21 protein-coding genes are annotated in these 15,977 nt (G+C 40.3%); all 21 read right to left on the bottom strand.

All coding sequences use genetic code 11. The features are described from left to right. Window positions 1-24 precede the first annotated feature (24 nt). Window positions 25-1,104 (bottom strand): flagellar biosynthesis protein FlhB, encoded by a 1,080-nt coding sequence (gene flhB, locus WD019_RS01735; protein ID WP_026675860.1) that lies wholly within the window; start codon window positions 1,102-1,104, stop codon window positions 25-27. Window positions 1,105-1,107: 3 nt separating this feature from the next. Further along, entirely contained in the window at window positions 1,108-1,887 is a 780-nt protein-coding gene (gene fliR / locus WD019_RS01730; protein WP_035349718.1) for a flagellar biosynthetic protein FliR, read from the bottom strand. Window positions 1,888-1,889: 2 nt separating this feature from the next. Beyond that, a complete protein-coding gene (gene fliQ, locus WD019_RS01725) occupies window positions 1,890-2,162 on the bottom strand; it encodes a flagellar biosynthesis protein FliQ (RefSeq protein ID WP_026675862.1) in 273 nt (90 codons plus the stop codon). Between the two features lie 16 nt (window positions 2,163-2,178). Beyond that, window positions 2,179-2,859 (bottom strand): flagellar type III secretion system pore protein FliP, encoded by a 681-nt coding sequence (gene fliP / locus WD019_RS01720; RefSeq protein WP_026675863.1) that lies wholly within the window; start codon window positions 2,857-2,859, stop codon window positions 2,179-2,181. Next, on the bottom strand, window positions 2,852-3,535 hold the full coding sequence (locus WD019_RS01715; RefSeq protein WP_425710452.1) for a flagellar biosynthetic protein FliO: 684 nt from the start codon (window positions 3,533-3,535) through the stop codon (window positions 2,852-2,854). Before WD019_RS01715 ends, fliP begins: the two co-directional genes overlap by 8 nt. Before the next feature lie 13 nt (window positions 3,536-3,548). Continuing rightward, window positions 3,549-3,911 (bottom strand): response regulator, encoded by a 363-nt coding sequence (locus WD019_RS01710; RefSeq protein WP_425710451.1) that lies wholly within the window; start codon window positions 3,909-3,911, stop codon window positions 3,549-3,551. A 30-nt stretch (window positions 3,912-3,941) separates the two neighbouring features. Then, a complete protein-coding gene (gene fliY, locus WD019_RS01705) occupies window positions 3,942-5,078 on the bottom strand; it encodes a flagellar motor switch phosphatase FliY (RefSeq protein WP_026675865.1) in 1,137 nt (378 codons plus the stop codon). Then, on the bottom strand, window positions 5,068-6,063 hold the full coding sequence (fliM, locus tag WD019_RS01700; RefSeq protein ID WP_026675866.1) for a flagellar motor switch protein FliM: 996 nt from the start codon (window positions 6,061-6,063) through the stop codon (window positions 5,068-5,070). Before fliM ends, fliY begins: the two co-directional genes overlap by 11 nt. A gap of 40 nt (window positions 6,064-6,103) precedes the next feature. After that, window positions 6,104-6,535, bottom strand: coding sequence for a flagellar basal body-associated protein FliL (gene fliL, locus WD019_RS01695; protein ID WP_026675867.1), 432 nt, complete (start codon window positions 6,533-6,535; stop codon window positions 6,104-6,106). Further along, the gene (locus tag WD019_RS01690; protein ID WP_026675868.1) at window positions 6,536-6,751 is read right to left on the bottom strand and encodes a flagellar FlbD family protein; all 216 of its coding nucleotides are present in this window, start codon (window positions 6,749-6,751) and stop codon (window positions 6,536-6,538) included. A 55-nt stretch (window positions 6,752-6,806) separates the two neighbouring features. Further along, window positions 6,807-7,592 carry a flagellar basal body rod protein FlgG gene (flgG, locus tag WD019_RS01685; RefSeq protein WP_026675869.1) on the bottom strand — a complete coding sequence of 262 codons (786 nt, stop codon included), beginning with the start codon at window positions 7,590-7,592 and terminating at the stop codon, window positions 6,807-6,809. A 25-nt stretch (window positions 7,593-7,617) separates the two neighbouring features. After that, window positions 7,618-8,067, bottom strand: coding sequence for a flagellar hook assembly protein FlgD (flgD, locus tag WD019_RS01680; protein WP_026675870.1), 450 nt, complete (start codon window positions 8,065-8,067; stop codon window positions 7,618-7,620). A 5-nt stretch (window positions 8,068-8,072) separates the two neighbouring features. Beyond that, on the bottom strand, window positions 8,073-9,317 hold the full coding sequence (locus WD019_RS01675) for a flagellar hook-length control protein FliK (protein WP_425710450.1): 1,245 nt from the start codon (window positions 9,315-9,317) through the stop codon (window positions 8,073-8,075). A gap of 10 nt (window positions 9,318-9,327) precedes the next feature. Next, window positions 9,328-9,906, bottom strand: a complete 579-nt coding sequence (locus WD019_RS01670; protein ID WP_425710449.1) for a magnesium transporter MgtE N-terminal domain-containing protein — start codon at window positions 9,904-9,906, stop codon at window positions 9,328-9,330. A 15-nt stretch (window positions 9,907-9,921) separates the two neighbouring features. Beyond that, window positions 9,922-10,359 (bottom strand): flagellar export protein FliJ, encoded by a 438-nt coding sequence (fliJ, locus tag WD019_RS01665; protein WP_026675873.1) that lies wholly within the window; start codon window positions 10,357-10,359, stop codon window positions 9,922-9,924. A 1-nt stretch (window position 10,360) separates the two neighbouring features. Further along, window positions 10,361-11,671 carry a flagellar protein export ATPase FliI gene (gene fliI, locus WD019_RS01660; RefSeq protein ID WP_425710448.1) on the bottom strand — a complete coding sequence of 437 codons (1,311 nt, stop codon included), beginning with the start codon at window positions 11,669-11,671 and terminating at the stop codon, window positions 10,361-10,363. Further along, the gene (gene fliH, locus WD019_RS01655; RefSeq protein ID WP_425710447.1) at window positions 11,640-12,446 is read right to left on the bottom strand and encodes a flagellar assembly protein FliH; all 807 of its coding nucleotides are present in this window, start codon (window positions 12,444-12,446) and stop codon (window positions 11,640-11,642) included. Before fliH ends, fliI begins: the two co-directional genes overlap by 32 nt. Further along, window positions 12,439-13,452: a flagellar motor switch protein FliG gene (gene fliG, locus WD019_RS01650; RefSeq protein ID WP_026675876.1), complete on the bottom strand. Its 1,014-nt coding sequence runs from the start codon at window positions 13,450-13,452 to the stop codon at window positions 12,439-12,441. The genes fliH and fliG overlap by 8 nt, the downstream gene beginning before the upstream one ends. Before the next feature lie 76 nt (window positions 13,453-13,528). Next, window positions 13,529-15,124, bottom strand: a complete 1,596-nt coding sequence (gene fliF, locus WD019_RS01645) for a flagellar basal-body MS-ring/collar protein FliF (RefSeq protein WP_425710446.1) — start codon at window positions 15,122-15,124, stop codon at window positions 13,529-13,531. Between the two features lie 88 nt (window positions 15,125-15,212). Further along, window positions 15,213-15,515 (bottom strand): flagellar hook-basal body complex protein FliE, encoded by a 303-nt coding sequence (fliE, locus tag WD019_RS01640; protein ID WP_051291170.1) that lies wholly within the window; start codon window positions 15,513-15,515, stop codon window positions 15,213-15,215. A 10-nt stretch (window positions 15,516-15,525) separates the two neighbouring features. Beyond that, window positions 15,526-15,975, bottom strand: coding sequence for a flagellar basal body rod protein FlgC (gene flgC, locus WD019_RS01635; RefSeq protein ID WP_425710445.1), 450 nt, complete (start codon window positions 15,973-15,975; stop codon window positions 15,526-15,528). Between the last annotated feature and the right edge of the window lie 2 nt (window positions 15,976-15,977).

Here is a 15,977-nt window from a genome sequence, read left to right as displayed (position 1 = left end):
TCCTCTCCTCGCCTGTTGTTTCAACTAATACTTTTTCTTCAATCGATAGACGTACGCTAAAATTTCGGCTACAGCCTTAAATAAATCTTCTGGTATGACGCCACCGATATCTACTCTGGCGTAAAGGCTTCGAGCAAGCGGCTTATTTTCAACGGCAACGACATTATGCTTTTTTGCAATTTCTTTCATTTTTACAGCCACATAGTCCATTCCTTTTGCAATGACAATCGGTGCATCGGCTTTTGTTTCATCATATTTTAATGCAATCGCATAATGGGTCGGATTCGTAATGATCACATCCGCCTGCGGCAGTTCTTGCATCATTCGCCTCATTGCCATTTGCCGCTGCTTTTCTTTAATTTTGGATTTAATTTTCGGATCTCCTTCTGACTTTTTATATTCATCTTTTATTTCTTGTTTAGACATTCGAATATTTTTTTCAAAATCGAATTTCTGATATAAATAATCGAGAAAAGCTAAAAACATAAGAAGGACCGATCCGTACAAACCCATTTGAAATGTTAGCCTCGAAAGAACATCTAAAGATTGGCTGCTGCTCAAATGGCTTAGCCTGAGCAATTGATCTTTGTTATTCCATAACACAAAGAATGTAATGATGCCGACTAATATAATCTTTAATAACGATTTAAACAATTCTACTAAAGCCCTTATCGAATAGATCCGTTTAAATCCTTGCAGTGGATTAATGCGGTCAAGCTTTAGCTGAATAGCTTCGGATGAAAATAAAAATCCGACCTGGATAAAGTTAGCGAGAAGGCCGCTAGCCAGCGCTACCCCTAGAACCGGGGCTACGATCGATGTTGCCTTCATCGCAATATTCACGAAAAGCTTTTGAACACTTTCTTCGGTTAATTCGGTTAATAACCCATTCTGTAAACCGTTTATTAAAAGTGCGAGAAGCTCAGTCCCCATTTTATTTGCCATAAATGATAAACACAAAAACGTAACAAACAATGTTATAGCCGTATTGACGTCGGCGCTTTTTGCCACTTGCCCTTTTTTTCTTGATTCTTGCCGCTTTTTCGGGGTAGCTCTTTCCGTTTTCTCCTGTGAAAAATATTGAAGATCAAGTATTCTTGCCATCTCCTATGTCCCACCTAACAGTTCCAATAACTTTCTCATTGCCTCCACCATTTGATCCACAAGATAATGAACGCTCATAAAAAAGGCTGGCAAAATGAAAATAAGTAGAATAAATGCAACGATAATCTTCAACGGCAGACCGACAACAAAAATGTTAAGTTGCGGAACAGTTCTTGCGACAATTCCAAGAGCAACATCAATTAAAAATAAAGAGCCGACAATTGGAATGGACATTTGAAAGCCAATTACAAACATAGCGCCGAAGGTTGAAACGAAATATTTCGCCACATCGCCCGAACCGAATCCAAAAGACAGATCATTCACCGGCACGAAGGAATAACTGTAATAAATGCCATCCAGGAGAAGATGATGTCCATCCACACTTAAAATAAATAGGAGAGCAACTGTTTGTAAAAACTTTCCCATTAACGGCGTTTGTACCCCTGTTTGCGGATCGAAAACGTTCGCTATAGCAAACCCCATTTGAAAATCAATAAAACTCCCTGCAACTTGAATGGCATAAAAAAGAATTGCAGCAATCATCCCAATCGCAAGACCGATCATTGCTTCTTTAATAATGAGCAAGAAGTAGAAACCATCAATCGGTACCACCGGCATTTTCACTGAATAAGCAATCATCCATGATAAAAGGATTGACAAGCCGATTTTATGTACATTCGGTATATTTCTATAAGAAAAAAACGGAACCATTGCAAAAAAAGCGCTCACTCTTACAAAAACCAGTACATAAGTCGGCAACGAATTTAAAAATTGCAAACTCATCACTATGAACCTACGAATTTTGTTAAGTTCCCAAAAATTTGGTAAGTGAAGTTAAGAAGTTCCGACAGCATCCACGGTCCGAAAAAGATAAGCGCTAAAAGTACGGCAACAATTTTTGGAATAAACGCGAGCGTCTGTTCTTGAATCTGGGTTGTCGCTTGAAAAATACTGACAACTAAACCTACTACAAGCGCAAGCAACATAAGCGGCCCGCAGATTGCCAGCGTCGTATAGACCGCTTTTTCGGCGACTGATATAACAAATTGCGAATTCATATAGACACCTACTTGTTTAATAACTTAAAAGAAGAGACTTGACGATTAAATACCAACCATCAACAAGAACAAACAATAATAGTTTAAACGGCAGGGAAATCATCACAGGCGGAAGCATCATCATTCCCATGGCCATAAGCACACTTGAGACGACCATATCGATCACGAGAAAAGGCAGAAAGATCATAAACCCCATCTGAAAAGCCGACTTCAGCTCACTGATCGTAAAGGCAGGAACAAGTGTAGCGAGACCAATATCACTTATATTTTTCGGTTGTTTTGCCTTGCTGTAATGTAAAAAAAGCTCTAAATCTTTTTGTCTTGTATGTTTGGCCATAAATTCTTTCATCGGCAAGGAACCTTTTTCAAACGCCTCTTCTTGAGAGATTTTACCTTTGATTAAAGGCGTAATGGCTTCTTTATTCACTTGATGAAAGGTCGGTGCCATAATAAAAAAAGTTAAAAACAGAGCAAGTCCGATGATTACCTGGTTTGGCGGCGCACTCTGGGTTCCTATTGAAGTTCTAACGAAAGACAGCACAATGACGATTCTCGTAAAGCTTGTCATTAAGATTAGAATACTTGGCGCAAGTGATAAAACCGTTAAAAGCAATAAAAGTTGAATAGTTGTTTCCAGGTTTCCCGGATGATGGTTTGATAAAAAGTCCAGGTTAATCCCCGGGAGTAAATCATTCATGAGGCTTCCCTTTCTTTCCGATTGTTTTCAAGAAGGTTTTTCTCTCCTCTGCCAGATCATCCAGCTGGCTTTTTAAAAGGCGGGAGAAATCCCGGGAAGACTTCTCTACCTTTACACCTTTTAATTTTACTAACCAATCACTAATCGTACGGGAGGACGGCGGCGATGGGGAAGCATCTGTTTTTGCTAAAAGCTCCTCTACTTCGTCTTCATCCGTAATTTCTTTTAACAGACTGACTGTTTCGCCAACGCCGACAACCAGTATAGTTTTCCCGACTTTTACAAGCTGAACAGAACGGTTAGAACCAACCCCTACTCCGCCGACTGTTTGAATACCACCTCTTTCGTGAAAGGTCTTCGTTTTTTTCTGAATAAATTTAAGCAAAAAATAGAGAAGAAAAAGTACGAATCCTAAGGCGCAAACGACCTTCACAATCGTTGTAAATGTGCTGCCATTTGATGGCGGTGATTGATTTTGATTTATCGATTCTTCATTGCCAGTCACAGAATGTTCTTGTTTTCCCTTATCGCCAACACAATCCCAGACGGTCTTGCATTCTTCCTTTTCTGTTTTCGAGAACGTTTTTGCATCGACAGGAACGCTTTGAATGACAAGTAACAAGACAATGAAGAAGATGAAAATGAGTTTATGCTGAATTGACAAAAGATGCTTCATCCTATTTCCTTCTTTAACCCATCGTCTTTTTAATTGCCTCGATGACCCGATCGGGCTGGAACGGCTTCACAATGAAATCTTTCGCGCCGGCTTGAATCGCGTCAATAACCATCGCCTGCTGGCCCATCGCTGAACACATAATGACTTTTGCATCGCCATTTATCTTTTTAATTTCTTTTAACGCGGTAATACCGTCCATTTCAGGCATCGTTATATCCATTGTGACAAGGTCCGGTGATAATTCTTTATATTTCTCGACGGCCTGCATTCCATCAGCTGCTTCACCGACAACTTCATACCCGTTTTTTACTAAAATATCCTTGATCATCATACGCATAAATGCCGCATCATCTACGATTAAAATCCTATTTCCCATATTTACTACCTCCAACAATGAAAATTTGTTTTATAACGTTTGCAATCGGTCTTTTTTGCTCAAAATGTCAGTCACGCGTACGCCAAAATTTTCTTCAATGACGACGACTTCGCCTTTAGCTATTAATTTTTGGTTGACTAGTATATCAACTGGTTCTCCAGCTAATTTATCCAACTCGACAATCGATCCTGGAGCAAGATCGAGTATTTCTTTTATTGTCTTTTTTGTTCTTCCAAGTTCAACGGTTACCTGGAGCGGGATGTCTAAAAGCATATCCAGGTTTTTCGTTTCAAAATGGCTTCTCTCCATTTCATTGAAATCTGAGAAAACAGCCGGCTCTACAGATACTGCCCGATGGCTCTCCATCGGCTTACTGATTGGGCGCGGTTCTTCTTTCATCGGCTCTGAATGCCGATGAACCGTTCCGGTGCCAGCACTTTCCATTGCAGGCTTTTCTTTATATTCAGGCTCGCCCGCTAGAACCATTTCCCTCGCCGGCTGTGGATTCAATAATTCCTCAACTAATGTCTTTGCAAAATCAACCTGGACTAGTTGCATAATGCTCGAATCAATTAATGTTCCTACTTTTAGCCGGAACGAAATGTTCACTAGAATGTCTTCATCAGGAATCAGATTTTCCTCCGAATTAAATTCTAGAATGTCAAGTTTTGGAGGGGAAATATCAACTTTTTTATTAAAAATGGTCGACATCGATGTTGAAGCTGAGCCCATCATTTGATTCATCGCTTCCCCAACAGCGCTTAAATGAAGTTCACCAAAATCAGATGAAGGATTCGTTCCGTCTCCGCCAAGCATTAAATCGGCTATGATTCTAGCATCCGTCGTTTGGATAACAAGCAGGTTCGCACCTTTTATTCCCTCTGTATATGTAACTTGAACGGCAACATGGGGGACTGGAAACTGATCCATTAAACGATCTCTTTTTATAACCGAAACAGTCGGAGTTGTAATTTCAACCTTTTGATTTAACAATGTTGACAAAGCTGTGGCGGCACTGCCAAACGATATGTTGCCGATTTCTCCTAGCGCATCTTGTTCAATTGAAGTTAAATAGTCATTTACTGATACATTGTCTGAAGATTGAACATCCCTTCCATTTAACAACGCATCAATCTCTTCTTGTGATAACATTCCATCACTTGCCACTTTCCTCTTCCCCCTCAAGTACTTCGATAATTTGTACAGCCATTTGATTTCTTGACTTACCGGGCTGGCCTAAAAATTTCATCGTGTTTTCGATACGTATATGTAATGGTCGATCGATTTTTTGATTGAGCTGAATGATGTCTCCACACTCCAATTGCAAAAATTCCTCAACTGTCAAATCGGAACTTCCTAGTTCAACGGTTAACGGCAATTGGGTAAGTTTAATTTTTTGTTCTAAAAAGGCGGCTTCTTCGGGACGCCGGTTTTTTTGATTTGTCTGCATCCAATAGTGCACGGACAGTTTTGGAATAATCGGCTCGAGCACAACATGAGGAAGACAAATGTTCATCATTCCGCTCGTTTCCCCGATCGTCGTCGTCAATGAAATGACGACAACCGTCTCATTTGGCGAAACCATTTGCAGGAATTGCGGATTCACTTCAAAACCTACCATATTAGGTTCAAGCGAAATCATATTCCCCCATGCTTCTTTAAAGCTTTCTAATGTTCTATCAAACAATTGCGACATAATTTTTGTTTCAATTTCCGTTAAGTTTTCTACTTTATTCATGCTTGCGCCATATCCGCCCATTACCCGATCAAGCATGGCATACGCGATATTCGGATTCACTTCGATCAAAAGGCGTCCTTCAAGCGGACTCGCCTCAAAAATATTTAAGATCGTCATCTTCGGGATCGACCGAATAAATTCTTCGTATGGAAGCTGGTCAACGGATGCAACATTGATTTGCACATAAGTCCTTAATTGTGCAGAAAAATAAGTTGTTAAAAGCCTTGCGAAATTCTCGTGGACTCTTGTAATGCTTCGTATTTGATCTTTAGAAAAACGCAACGCGCGTTTAAAATCATATGTTTTAACTTTTCTCTCTTCTTCTTCCTTCTTTAATTCCTCTGCATCCATTTCTCCGGTAGAAAGGGCAGACAATAAAGCATCAATTTCACTTTGCGATAATATTTCTGCCAAGTGCCTCACCTCTTTTCTAAAGGGGTTTTAACGATCCATCTTATTGAACAATTTTTTCTGTAGTGTAGACTCTGACAACCTTTCCTTCTTGCATCAGGCGGTTGATTTTCTGTTTTAATACATCCTCTAATCCAGTAATCCCTTTTTGTCCTTTTAAATCGTTCGCCTTCTTATCAGACAGTTCGTAAATGATGATATTGTTGATCTGGAATAATCGCTGCTCTATTTCTTGTTTCGCTTTTTTACTGCCTGCAAGAAGCTTAAATTTCACTTTAATATAGCTATCATCTGCCAAATTCGTCGTAATCTCTTCCGTCTCTACCGTCAGCTTTTCAAGTTCGTCTGCGGCCGGACTATTCTCTTCTTTGGACTTTGGAGAAAATTGATGGAAGAGATAAAATCCTAACAATCCTGCAATGATGACGGAAGAGATGACTGTACCAATGACTACCGTTTTTTTGCTCTTCTCCATTCAATTGTCCTCCCCGTCTTGTAAACTTGATCCAATGACTGTAATTTCTTTATAATAGGCAGTTATTTTTTCAATAACTTCCTGTTCTGACTCTTTTACAACCAATTTCTTTCCTGTTGTAAGTGTGATCGTCGTATCCGGAAATGATTCTACCAGCTCAATATATATGGCGTTTAACGCAAATTGCGCGCCGTTTAATTTTGTTAAAACTATCATTTGAAGATGGGGGTTAACTATTGAGGCGCTCCCCCTCCTCCCTTCACATTATTAACTAACGTTTAAGATTGACGAGCTCTTGCAAAATTTCATCAGATGTTGTGATAATCCTCGTATTGGCCTGGAAGCCGCGCTGGGCGACAATCATCTCGGTAAATTCTTCTGAAAGGTCAACGTTGGACATTTCAAGCGAACTTGATTTTATTGTCCCTAAACCGTTTGTTCCCGGATTATTAACAGTGGCATTCCCTGAATTCGTCGTCTGCCTGAAGAGATTTCCCCCTGCTTTTTCTAACCCTTCATTATTATTAAATTTCGCAAGTTGAATTTTTTGAGAATTGTTTAATGATCCATTTTGGATGTAGCTAATCGTTCCATCCGGACCAATGCTAAAACTTTCAGCATCTTTTGGAATCGATAATTTGCCTCCAGTTCCCTGAACATAGAGCCCGTCTGTGGTAACAAGATTTCCTTTTTCATCCAAATAAAAGTTGCCAGCCCGCGTATAATACGTATTTGTTCCATCTGTTACGACAAAATAGCCATCGCCATCAACTGCTAAATCAAGTGTACGGCCAGTCGTTTGCAAGCTTCCTTGCGTTTGAACCGTATCAATGGCCGCAAGCTGGGAACCGAGGCCAACCTGTTTCGGATTCACTCCCCCTCTAGTAGCTGATGGAGCACTTGCACCGGCAAGTTGCTGGCTCACTAAATCGCTAAATACCGTTCTTCCTTTTTTAAACCCGTATGTATTGACATTGGCGATATTGTTGCCGATAACATCTAATTTCGTTTGAAAATTTTTCATTCCGCTAATACCAGCGTACATAGAACGTAACATATTGCTTCCCCCTTTAAGTTTTTGGTTAAGGTTTGCTCACTTTAATTACTGCCCGATTATCAATTTTTGTCCCATCATCTAACTCGAGCTTTGTCGTCCCGTCCTCAAACAGGACTGACTTCACAACTGCTGTTTTCGTCTTTGGCGATGGATCTCCTGAATTCCCCGAGCTATCCACTTCATACGTAACCGTTTTTCCAATGAGCTCGCTTTGTTGAAAAAAAGACATATCACTTTGCTGGTATAAAAACTGTTCAAACATTTTGTTCATGTTCGTCATTTGTTCAAGTGATGAAAAAGTTGCCATTTGTGAAATAAATTCTTTATCTTCCATCGGGCTAGTCGGATCCTGGTTTTGCAATTGCGTAATTAAAATTTTTAAAAAATCATCTTTTCCAAGCGCGCTTGTGCCTGTCTGTCGTTCGTTTTTTTGATAGTTTGATAAATAAAGGTCACTTGAAACACGATTCTCCATTTTTTTCACACCTTTATATTAAGTTCATCTAATATATCGATAAATGATTGGTCGTCATCCTGGCTATTTTTTTCGTCTTTTAATGATGGTTGTTGCTCCTGTCTGTTATGCCTGCCGGAGAATGATCCTTGTTCCTTATAGCCCGCATCCTGCAGTGATGTGAAAATATCAATTTTGTTAAGCTGTAAATCGGATCCGTGAAAGGCGGTTTTCAAGTGATGCAGCTGTGATTCGAGCAATTCTTTTGCTGCTTGTGTTCCGGTCATAATTCTCGCTGTTATTTCACCGTTTTTTGAGAAAATCTGAATATCTAACATTCCTAAATGCTCCGGCGTCAATTGAATAGAGAACCGGGATATTCCATTTTGCAAAATCGCCAATTGATGACGGCTTATAATTTGATTGAATTCACGAACAAATTGCCGTTCGGAGATTTCATCACCTTTATATTGAGGAACGTGAAGAACAAACTGTTCTAACGCATGCATCGGCGCGCTGTCAAATCGACTATTCATTGCATGTGACGCCGGTTTCGATGAAAAAAGTCGTGGATGAATCGCATCTATCCGCTTTAGCTGGCCTTCTATGCCCGCCTTGCCATCCATACTTGTGAAACTTGAAAGAACTTTTATAAATGGCCCGTTCTCCTTACTTGCATTCGGCTCAATTGATCGATGATTCGATTGGGACCATTGTTCAACCTGTTGAACGATTTCCTTTAAAAAATGGCCCCATGACGAATCCTTTTGGTCAATTTTTTGCAGGAACGGAAGATGAGTTACAAGTTCCCTTTGGATATGTTCGCCCACGCTTTGAAACATCCGGTTGTTTTCGATGGTTTTCAGATCGAGATAAGCGAGATGAATAACGAGTCCGAGCAATTGAACGACCGTTTCCTGTCCTTTTTCATCTTCCTTAACATTGCCCGCATGATTGGTTCCGTCGAACAATTTTTCCAATTGCTCCCCCAATTCCTTCGGCAAAAGCGAAAGCAGCTTTTTCGCATCATCCATTAATAGTTCTTTCGGCTCAAGCATTAGATCTCCCTCACCCAGCACTTTCTTTAGTTCAACAATGATTTGACCGGGTGGAATTTCAGCGTCCCTTGTCGAAACATCCTTCACATTTAAAGTTGAAATTTGTAGAGCCTGCAATAAGGCATTATTAAACTCTTCGGCTTGAGGATTCTGGGAACTATTTGATGCTATAAATTCCGACATAGGCATAGTACAGGGTACTGTAATCTTCACGTCTACTTCCTCACCTCCTTTGTTTTAATAGGATGGTTAGTTCAGCAGCTTTTTTGGGTGTCATTTTTTCCAATATTCCTGCCGTTGCTTCATCATCTAGCATGTTTAAAATCTCAATTGCTTCTTTTGTTTTCATTTCTTCAATAATTGCTGCTGCATTTTTTGGCGACATCGCATTGTACCAGTTGGCAACCTTTTCTTTTTTGTCATTTGTTTTTGCGCTTTCTTCTTGATTGGTTTTGCTGGATTGACTTGTTTCTTCACGTTTTTTTGCTGCGGCAAGATCATCTTTTAATTGAAGGACTTCTGTCTCCTTGCTTGATAAATCTTTTTCCAGGCGGGAAATGACTTTATTTTGCTGAACGATTTTTTTATTCAACAGTTCCACTTGATGATTGCCAGTATTTTGGTCAATGTTCTTGTCTTTGGTCGCAAAGCTGGAAATCACGGGAAGTTCTTTCACTTTACCGAAAACATCGATTCCCATAAGCAGCATTACAATCCAACCGACGATGATTGCAAACAATAATGGAAAGAAAATCATTAGCAAAGCCTGTATTTTTTTGCCCGATCTTTCGCTAGTTGCCATTTCGTTCACCTAATTTCATTGATTGATATAGCGCAAAATCGAAAACTCATCATTTTGCTTATTTTCTTCAATAAATAGGGTTCTCTTGTACTCTTCCATTTGTCTTTCTTTTAATTTTTCATACTTTTTCACTTCAATTGTTTTTGAAACGAATTGCTGCTCTGCGATCTTCATTAGTTCGCGCGCTTTTTGTACTTGAATTTGCGCTTTTGCGATTTTTTGGGTTAACGATAGCAGATACCGCTGTGTATTCTGAAGATCGTTGACTACCATTTTCGATTTAAACTGTTCGTTTGAATGATGTTCTATTTCTTCTTTCCTCTTTAACAATTCATAAAGGTTGTTCGCCATTTGTTCGAACATTTGTACCGCTTGAGCATATTCGGCTTCCAACAGCTCTTTTTCTTTCTTCTTAACACGCAGTACTTTTTCTAATTTAAAGTGAAAAGCCATTTTATTCGTCCTTTCCAAATTCAGCAATCAACCGGTTAACGGACTCTTCAAAAGTTGTTTTTTCATCCGTATTTTGTTTCAAAAAAGAAATGATTTTCGGATATGCTTTAATCGCTTGATCAATTTTTTCCGTCGAACCTCGTTTATAAGCGCCAATTGCAATTAAATCTTCTGCTTCAATATAGCTGCTGAGCAGTTCCCTGAAATGATCTGCCGCTATACGATGTTTTTGGTCGACAATATCGTTCATGATTCGGCTGACGCTTTTCAGCAAATTAATCGCCGGGAATTGGCCTTTATTGGCAAGGTTCCGGTCAAGAACGAAATGACCATCAAGGATTCCTCTGACCGTATCAGCAATCGGTTCATTGAAATCATCGCCGTCGACAAGAACGGTATAAAAAGCGGTAATGCTCCCTTTCTCGCCCATTCCGGATCGTTCAAGCAATTTCGGCAATAAGGCAAATACGGACGGAGTGTATCCTTTTGTCGTTGGCGGCTCGCCAATAGCCAGGCCTATTTCACGCTGCGCCATTGCAACTCGCGTAACGGAATCCATCATTAACATGACGTTTTGGCCTTGATCCCTGAAATATTCCGCAATCGCAGTTGCCGTCATTGCTCCTTTTATTCTCATGAGAGCCGGTTGATCAGAGGTCGCCACAACGACGATTGAGCGTTTTAACCCTTCCTCTCCAAGGTCTTTTTCAATAAAGTCCATCACTTCCCGGCCACGTTCTCCGATTAATGCAATGACGTTTAGATCCGCGGTAGAACTCCTGGCGATCATTCCCATTAATGTACTTTTCCCCACGCCGCTTCCTGCAAAAATGCCAACACGTTGACCTTTTCCTACTGTTAGAAGACTATCGAGCGAACGAACTCCTAGCTGTATTTTTTCCTTAATTCTCGGTCTCGAAAGTGGATTAGGTGGTTCATTTTCAGTTGGAAAGCTTTTTAACCCTTTGAACCGTATTCTTTCATCTAAGGGGGAACCTAGCCCATCCAAAACTGTCCCAAGCAGACTTCTACCAACTTTAATTTTCAGCGGCTCGTGGGTAGCTTCTACAAGACTGCCTGCCGATATTTCTTTCACATGGGTAAATGGCATTAATAATACATGCTCGCCGCTAAAGCCTACTACTTCTGCCTTTAGTTTTCTTCCGTCCTTTATATGTATCAAACAAAGATCTCCTATAGAAGCAACCGGCCCCCTCGATTCAATCATTAAGCCAACAACCCGATTCACTTTGCCAAATCGCCGATATGTATCAATGCGTTCAATTTTCGACAGCAGCTCCAGTGCTTTCATTTACTAGTACCTCTAAATATTCCATCATTTTTTTCTTTAACTCTGTAAATTGGCTGTCCAGTCCGGCTTCTATTTTTCCAAATGGGTACTCTAGCATACAGCCGTATTCTGGTAACGTTTCATCAGGGTATATATAAAAGTCCGTCGTCTCCAGCAATAAATTTTGTAATTCTTGCCTGTGCATGATGGTAAACTCGTACCAATCCGGATGAACATATAATTTAATCTCATCATTTTCCCTTGCTTCTTTAATCAAGTCTTTAACGATATTCGTCCAACTATCCGGATTTTCACGCAATGTATCTTTAACAAGCTTTTTCGCCATTCTCACGGCAAGTCTTACAATCGCCGGTTCTGCCTCTTCCAGTTTAGCCATGTAATCCCGTTTTGCGGCTTCCGCCATTTTTTTTACTTGTTCAAGAAGGGATTGATAACTTTCATACCCCTCCTTCCTTCCTATTTCATATCCAGCCCGGTATCCTTCTTGTCTGGCACGCTCCGTTTCTTCTTCGATTTTAATGAGAAGCTCTTCCCGGCTTCGTTCAAGATATGCCTCGTGTGCGAGACGCTCCTCTTCCATCTTTTCTTTCCATTGCTTCGCCTGGCGCTCAGCGCTATGAAGGATTTCAAGCGAACGTTTTTCACGGTATTCAATTCGTTCTTCGTCTGACAGTAAGTGATCAGTTACAATCGTTTGATCGATTTGTTGAATTTCAATTCTTCGGTTTGTCCGATGATTTAATTCCGCATGGGAAGATTTAATAACTTTAGACAATGATGTCATCTCCTCCACCGCGAGCAATCACGACTTCCCCCGCATCTTCTAACCTGCGGATAATAGCAACAATTCTAGACTGTGCTTCTTCTACATCACGCAGCCTGACAGGACCCATAAATTCCATTTCTTCTTTGAAATTTTCCGCCATGCGTTCGGACATATTCCGAAATAACACTTCTTTTACTTCTTCACTTGAAGCTTTTAGTGCAAGCAGTAAATCTTCATTTTGGACATCTCTGATAACACGCTGTATCGCACGATTATCAAGGGTGACAATATCTTCGAATACAAACATTCTCTTCTTAATTTCTTCCGCTAAATCAGGATCTTGAACTTCTAAAGATTCAAGAATTGTCCGTTCGGTACTGCGGTCAACGCCGTTAAGGACATCGACTACCGCCTCAATCCCCCCAGCCTGTGTAAAGTCATTGGATACGGTCGTTGAAAGCTTTCGCTCAAGTATTTGCTCGATTTCATTAATGATTTCCGGCGATGTCCGATCCATTGTGGCAATCCGTTTGGCCACATCAGCCTGCATTTCTTGCGGGAGTTCCGATAAAATTTGCCCTGCCTGGCTAGCGTCCAAATAGGACAAAATTAAAGCGATCGTTTGCGGATGCTCATTTTGAATAAAATTGAATATTTGAGCAGGATCCGCTTTTCGGGCAAAATCAAACGGCCGTACTTGCAATGTTGACGTTAATCGGTTGATAATGGCCATCGCTTCATTTTTGCCGACCGCTTTTTCAAGAACCGTTTTCGCATATCCGATCCCGCCTTGCGCAATATAATCTTGCGCCAGAGCTATCTGATGAAACTGACTAATGATATTTTCTTTCACTTCAGAATCTACTTTCCGAATTTGCGAGATTTGCAACGTCAGCTTTTCAATTTCCTCTTCACTTAAATATTTGTAGATTTGCGCGGCTATGTCCGGGCCTAAAGAGATCATTAAGAGCGCCGCTTTCTCTTTCCCTGACATTTCCTTTACTCCCCTGGCCATAAAGCATCCCCCTAAATCTTGCTAGCGGTAAAATGAGTCAACTGCTCATTGTCAATTGCCAAAATATCGTTTGCAATTAATCTTCTGATAACCATGTTCTGAGCAGTTTAACGAACTCCTCAGGTTTTTCCTTTGCCATTTTTTCCAGTTGTTCTTTGCGAACCGTTCCTTCTGATTCACGATCTATATTCACATCCGGTACATCGAATCTTTCCTTTTCAAAATCAAACTCTTCGATTTCCGCATCCATGTCTTCTCTTTCACGTTTCTTTCGTATTAAAAGGATGGCTAAAAGAATGATGACGACGAGTAAAACTCCGCCAATAATGTAAACCCAGATCGGCAAGCTAGATGTATTTGTTTGTCCTGTTGCCTGTTTTCCATGAAACGGTTGGACAGATACCGAAATTTTGTCTTGCATTTGTTGAGTTGTTAGATTTTGTGCCGCTGTCTTTGAAATGGACGTACTTACGACACTGCTTAATAATTGTTTAATATCATTGATCCTGGCCTGCGGAAGAGAATTCGGGTCGTTTGGCTTCGGTGGTTCAACAACGACTTGAATTCCTAAATCCCGGATTTCATATGGGCTTTTTTCAATTTCCCGTTTAATTTTATTAATGGCATAATTGATTTTGTCATCCGCTTTATCATACGTCCCATTTGATCCATTTGTCCCCGCCGGGTAAGTTGGTATATCGGTTTGGCCCGTACCTGCGACCCCACCCTGATTGCTTTGATTACCACTGTAGCTTTCCCTGATTTTTTCGACGCTTACTTCCAACCCCTTCATTTTTTTCTTATCAACAGGCTCTACTAAATTTTCTTCTCTTTTCTCCTTTGTAAAGTCAACATCCGCCGTAACGATCGATACGACTTTATCAGGACCGATAATCGTTCCTAACATTTGCTGGACACGGCGCTGGAGGTCTTTTTCAATATCCTGTTTGATTTGCTGCTCTTCTTCATATGTTGAGAGCGAAGAATTGGATTTATGTTCATTTAGATCAAAATCATTCGAATATTGATCTGTAATCACGATATTTTCCACAGGCAAATTCGGTATACTGCGGGAAACAAGTGTATATAATGCCTTTACCTGGCTTTCATTCAAGTTGTATCCAGGTTTAAGCTTCAATACAACGGATGCGGTCGCCTTTTTGTCTTCATCTGAAACCCACACGCTTTCTTCAGGCATGGTAATCATGACAGTTGCATCCTCGATGCCATCAATGCTTTTGATTAAATTAGCGAGTTTCGTCTGGGTAGCTTCCTTATTCAACACTTGAAATTCATTGTCCGTCATGCCAAACCCGCTTTTATCACTGAATACCGAAAAGTCGATATTCCCGCTTTTAGGTATTCCTTCAGCCGCAAGATCTACTTTCAATTGATCAACAACATCCGATGGGACGGATATCGTTGTTCCCCCATTTGACAGTTCTGACTTGATCCCTTTTGAATCCAGGCTTTCTTTAATTTGTCCGGCTTCCTGAGGAGATAAATTTGAATACAACGGAACGTATTCAGTTCTTGTGATAAAAAACACTGTTAAAATACTTGCAAGACATAGAATGATAGCTGATCCGAATAGGATAATTTTTTGTTTTTTTGTAAGTTCTTTGTAGCGCTGTACCACTTGATTTTTGAAGTTTATTAATTTCTCTTTCATCTTTTCCCCCAGATAAGTTACACGCAAAAAAAATTTAATGAAGGGACCCATAAATTTAAACGATGATGCGAAACATATAATAGCACTATTAAACTTGTGTTCTCATAACCTCTTGATACGCTTCGATCACTTTATTTCGTATTTCAAGGGCAGTTTGAAGCGTGATATTCGCTTTTTCACTTGCGATCATCACTTGATGCAAATCAGTCGCTTTTCCGGTTACGAGTTGTTCGGCCGCTTGATCGGCCTGGATTTGCGAATCATTTACTTTATGTATCATTGTATTTAATATATGTGCAAATGAAGCAGGTGCTCCATTTGAATTGATCTTACTTTTGTTACTAACTGATAGAGTATTTCCTAAACTAGTGATGGAACTGATAGAATCCATGATTCTCCTCCTAACGGCCTATTTCTAATGCTTTTAAATACATTCCTTTTGCTGCATTTAAAGCAGTGACATTTGCTTCATACGATCGGTTTGCACCCATTAAATCGACCATTTCTTTAAGCGGGTCAACATTTGGCATTCTGACATATCCATTTTGGTCCGCATCCGGCGAATCTGGATCGTAAACGAGTTTAAACGGAGTCTGGTCTTCAACTATCGCCGTTACTTTAACACCATTTCCGCCTTGTTGAGCCGGCTTTAAGGAACTATTTAAAACAGATTGAAAAGTGTTATTCGGTTCCATGACAACCATTTTTCTTCGATATGGCTCCCATTTACCATTTACCATTTTTCCTCTTGTCGTATCGACATTCGCCATGTTCGACGATGCGATATCCATTCTCAGCCGTTCGGCCGTCAAGCCTGATGCCGAATTATTCAATGCTTGAAAAAACCCCATCG

It is taken from the genome of Fictibacillus sp. Mic-4 (assembly GCF_049843615.1).
Lineage (GTDB): Bacteria > Bacillota > Bacilli > Bacillales > Fictibacillaceae > Fictibacillus_A > Fictibacillus_A gelatini.
This window is presented reverse-complemented; position numbering and strand designations above follow the sequence as displayed.

Excerpts from the sequence above, each read along its gene's own strand:
- fliR (WP_035349718.1), bottom strand. The coding sequence starts at position 1,887 with ATGAGTTTGCAATTTTTAAATTCGTTGCCGACTTATGTACTGGTTTTT.
- fliG (WP_026675876.1), bottom strand. The coding sequence starts at position 13,452 with ATGGCCAGGGGAGTAAAGGAAATGTCAGGGAAAGAGAAAGCGGCGCTC.
- fliQ (WP_026675862.1), bottom strand. The coding sequence starts at position 2,162 with ATGAATTCGCAATTTGTTATATCAGTCGCCGAAAAAGCGGTCTATACG.
- fliL (WP_026675867.1), bottom strand. The coding sequence starts at position 6,535 with ATGGAGAAGAGCAAAAAAACGGTAGTCATTGGTACAGTCATCTCTTCC.
- flgG (WP_026675869.1), bottom strand. The coding sequence starts at position 7,592 with ATGTTACGTTCTATGTACGCTGGTATTAGCGGAATGAAAAATTTTCAA.
- fliP (WP_026675863.1), bottom strand. The coding sequence starts at position 2,859 with ATGAATGATTTACTCCCGGGGATTAACCTGGACTTTTTATCAAACCAT.
- fliJ (WP_026675873.1), bottom strand. The coding sequence starts at position 10,359 with ATGGCTTTTCACTTTAAATTAGAAAAAGTACTGCGTGTTAAGAAGAAA.
- flgD (WP_026675870.1), bottom strand. The coding sequence starts at position 8,067 with ATGGAGAATCGTGTTTCAAGTGACCTTTATTTATCAAACTATCAAAAA.
- WD019_RS01715 (WP_425710452.1), bottom strand. The coding sequence starts at position 3,535 with ATGAAGCATCTTTTGTCAATTCAGCATAAACTCATTTTCATCTTCTTC.
- fliE (WP_051291170.1), bottom strand. The coding sequence starts at position 15,515 with ATGGATTCTATCAGTTCCATCACTAGTTTAGGAAATACTCTATCAGTT.
- fliI (WP_425710448.1), bottom strand. The coding sequence starts at position 11,671 with ATGAAAGCACTGGAGCTGCTGTCGAAAATTGAACGCATTGATACATAT.
- WD019_RS01690 (WP_026675868.1), bottom strand. The coding sequence starts at position 6,751 with ATGATAGTTTTAACAAAATTAAACGGCGCGCAATTTGCGTTAAACGCC.
- flhB (WP_026675860.1), bottom strand. The coding sequence starts at position 1,104 with ATGGCAAGAATACTTGATCTTCAATATTTTTCACAGGAGAAAACGGAA.
- WD019_RS01670 (WP_425710449.1), bottom strand. The coding sequence starts at position 9,906 with ATGGCAACTAGCGAAAGATCGGGCAAAAAAATACAGGCTTTGCTAATG.
- fliF (WP_425710446.1), bottom strand. The coding sequence starts at position 15,124 with ATGAAAGAGAAATTAATAAACTTCAAAAATCAAGTGGTACAGCGCTAC.
- flgC (WP_425710445.1), bottom strand. The coding sequence starts at position 15,975 with ATGGGGTTTTTTCAAGCATTGAATAATTCGGCATCAGGCTTGACGGCC.
- WD019_RS01710 (WP_425710451.1), bottom strand. The coding sequence starts at position 3,911 with ATGGGAAATAGGATTTTAATCGTAGATGATGCGGCATTTATGCGTATG.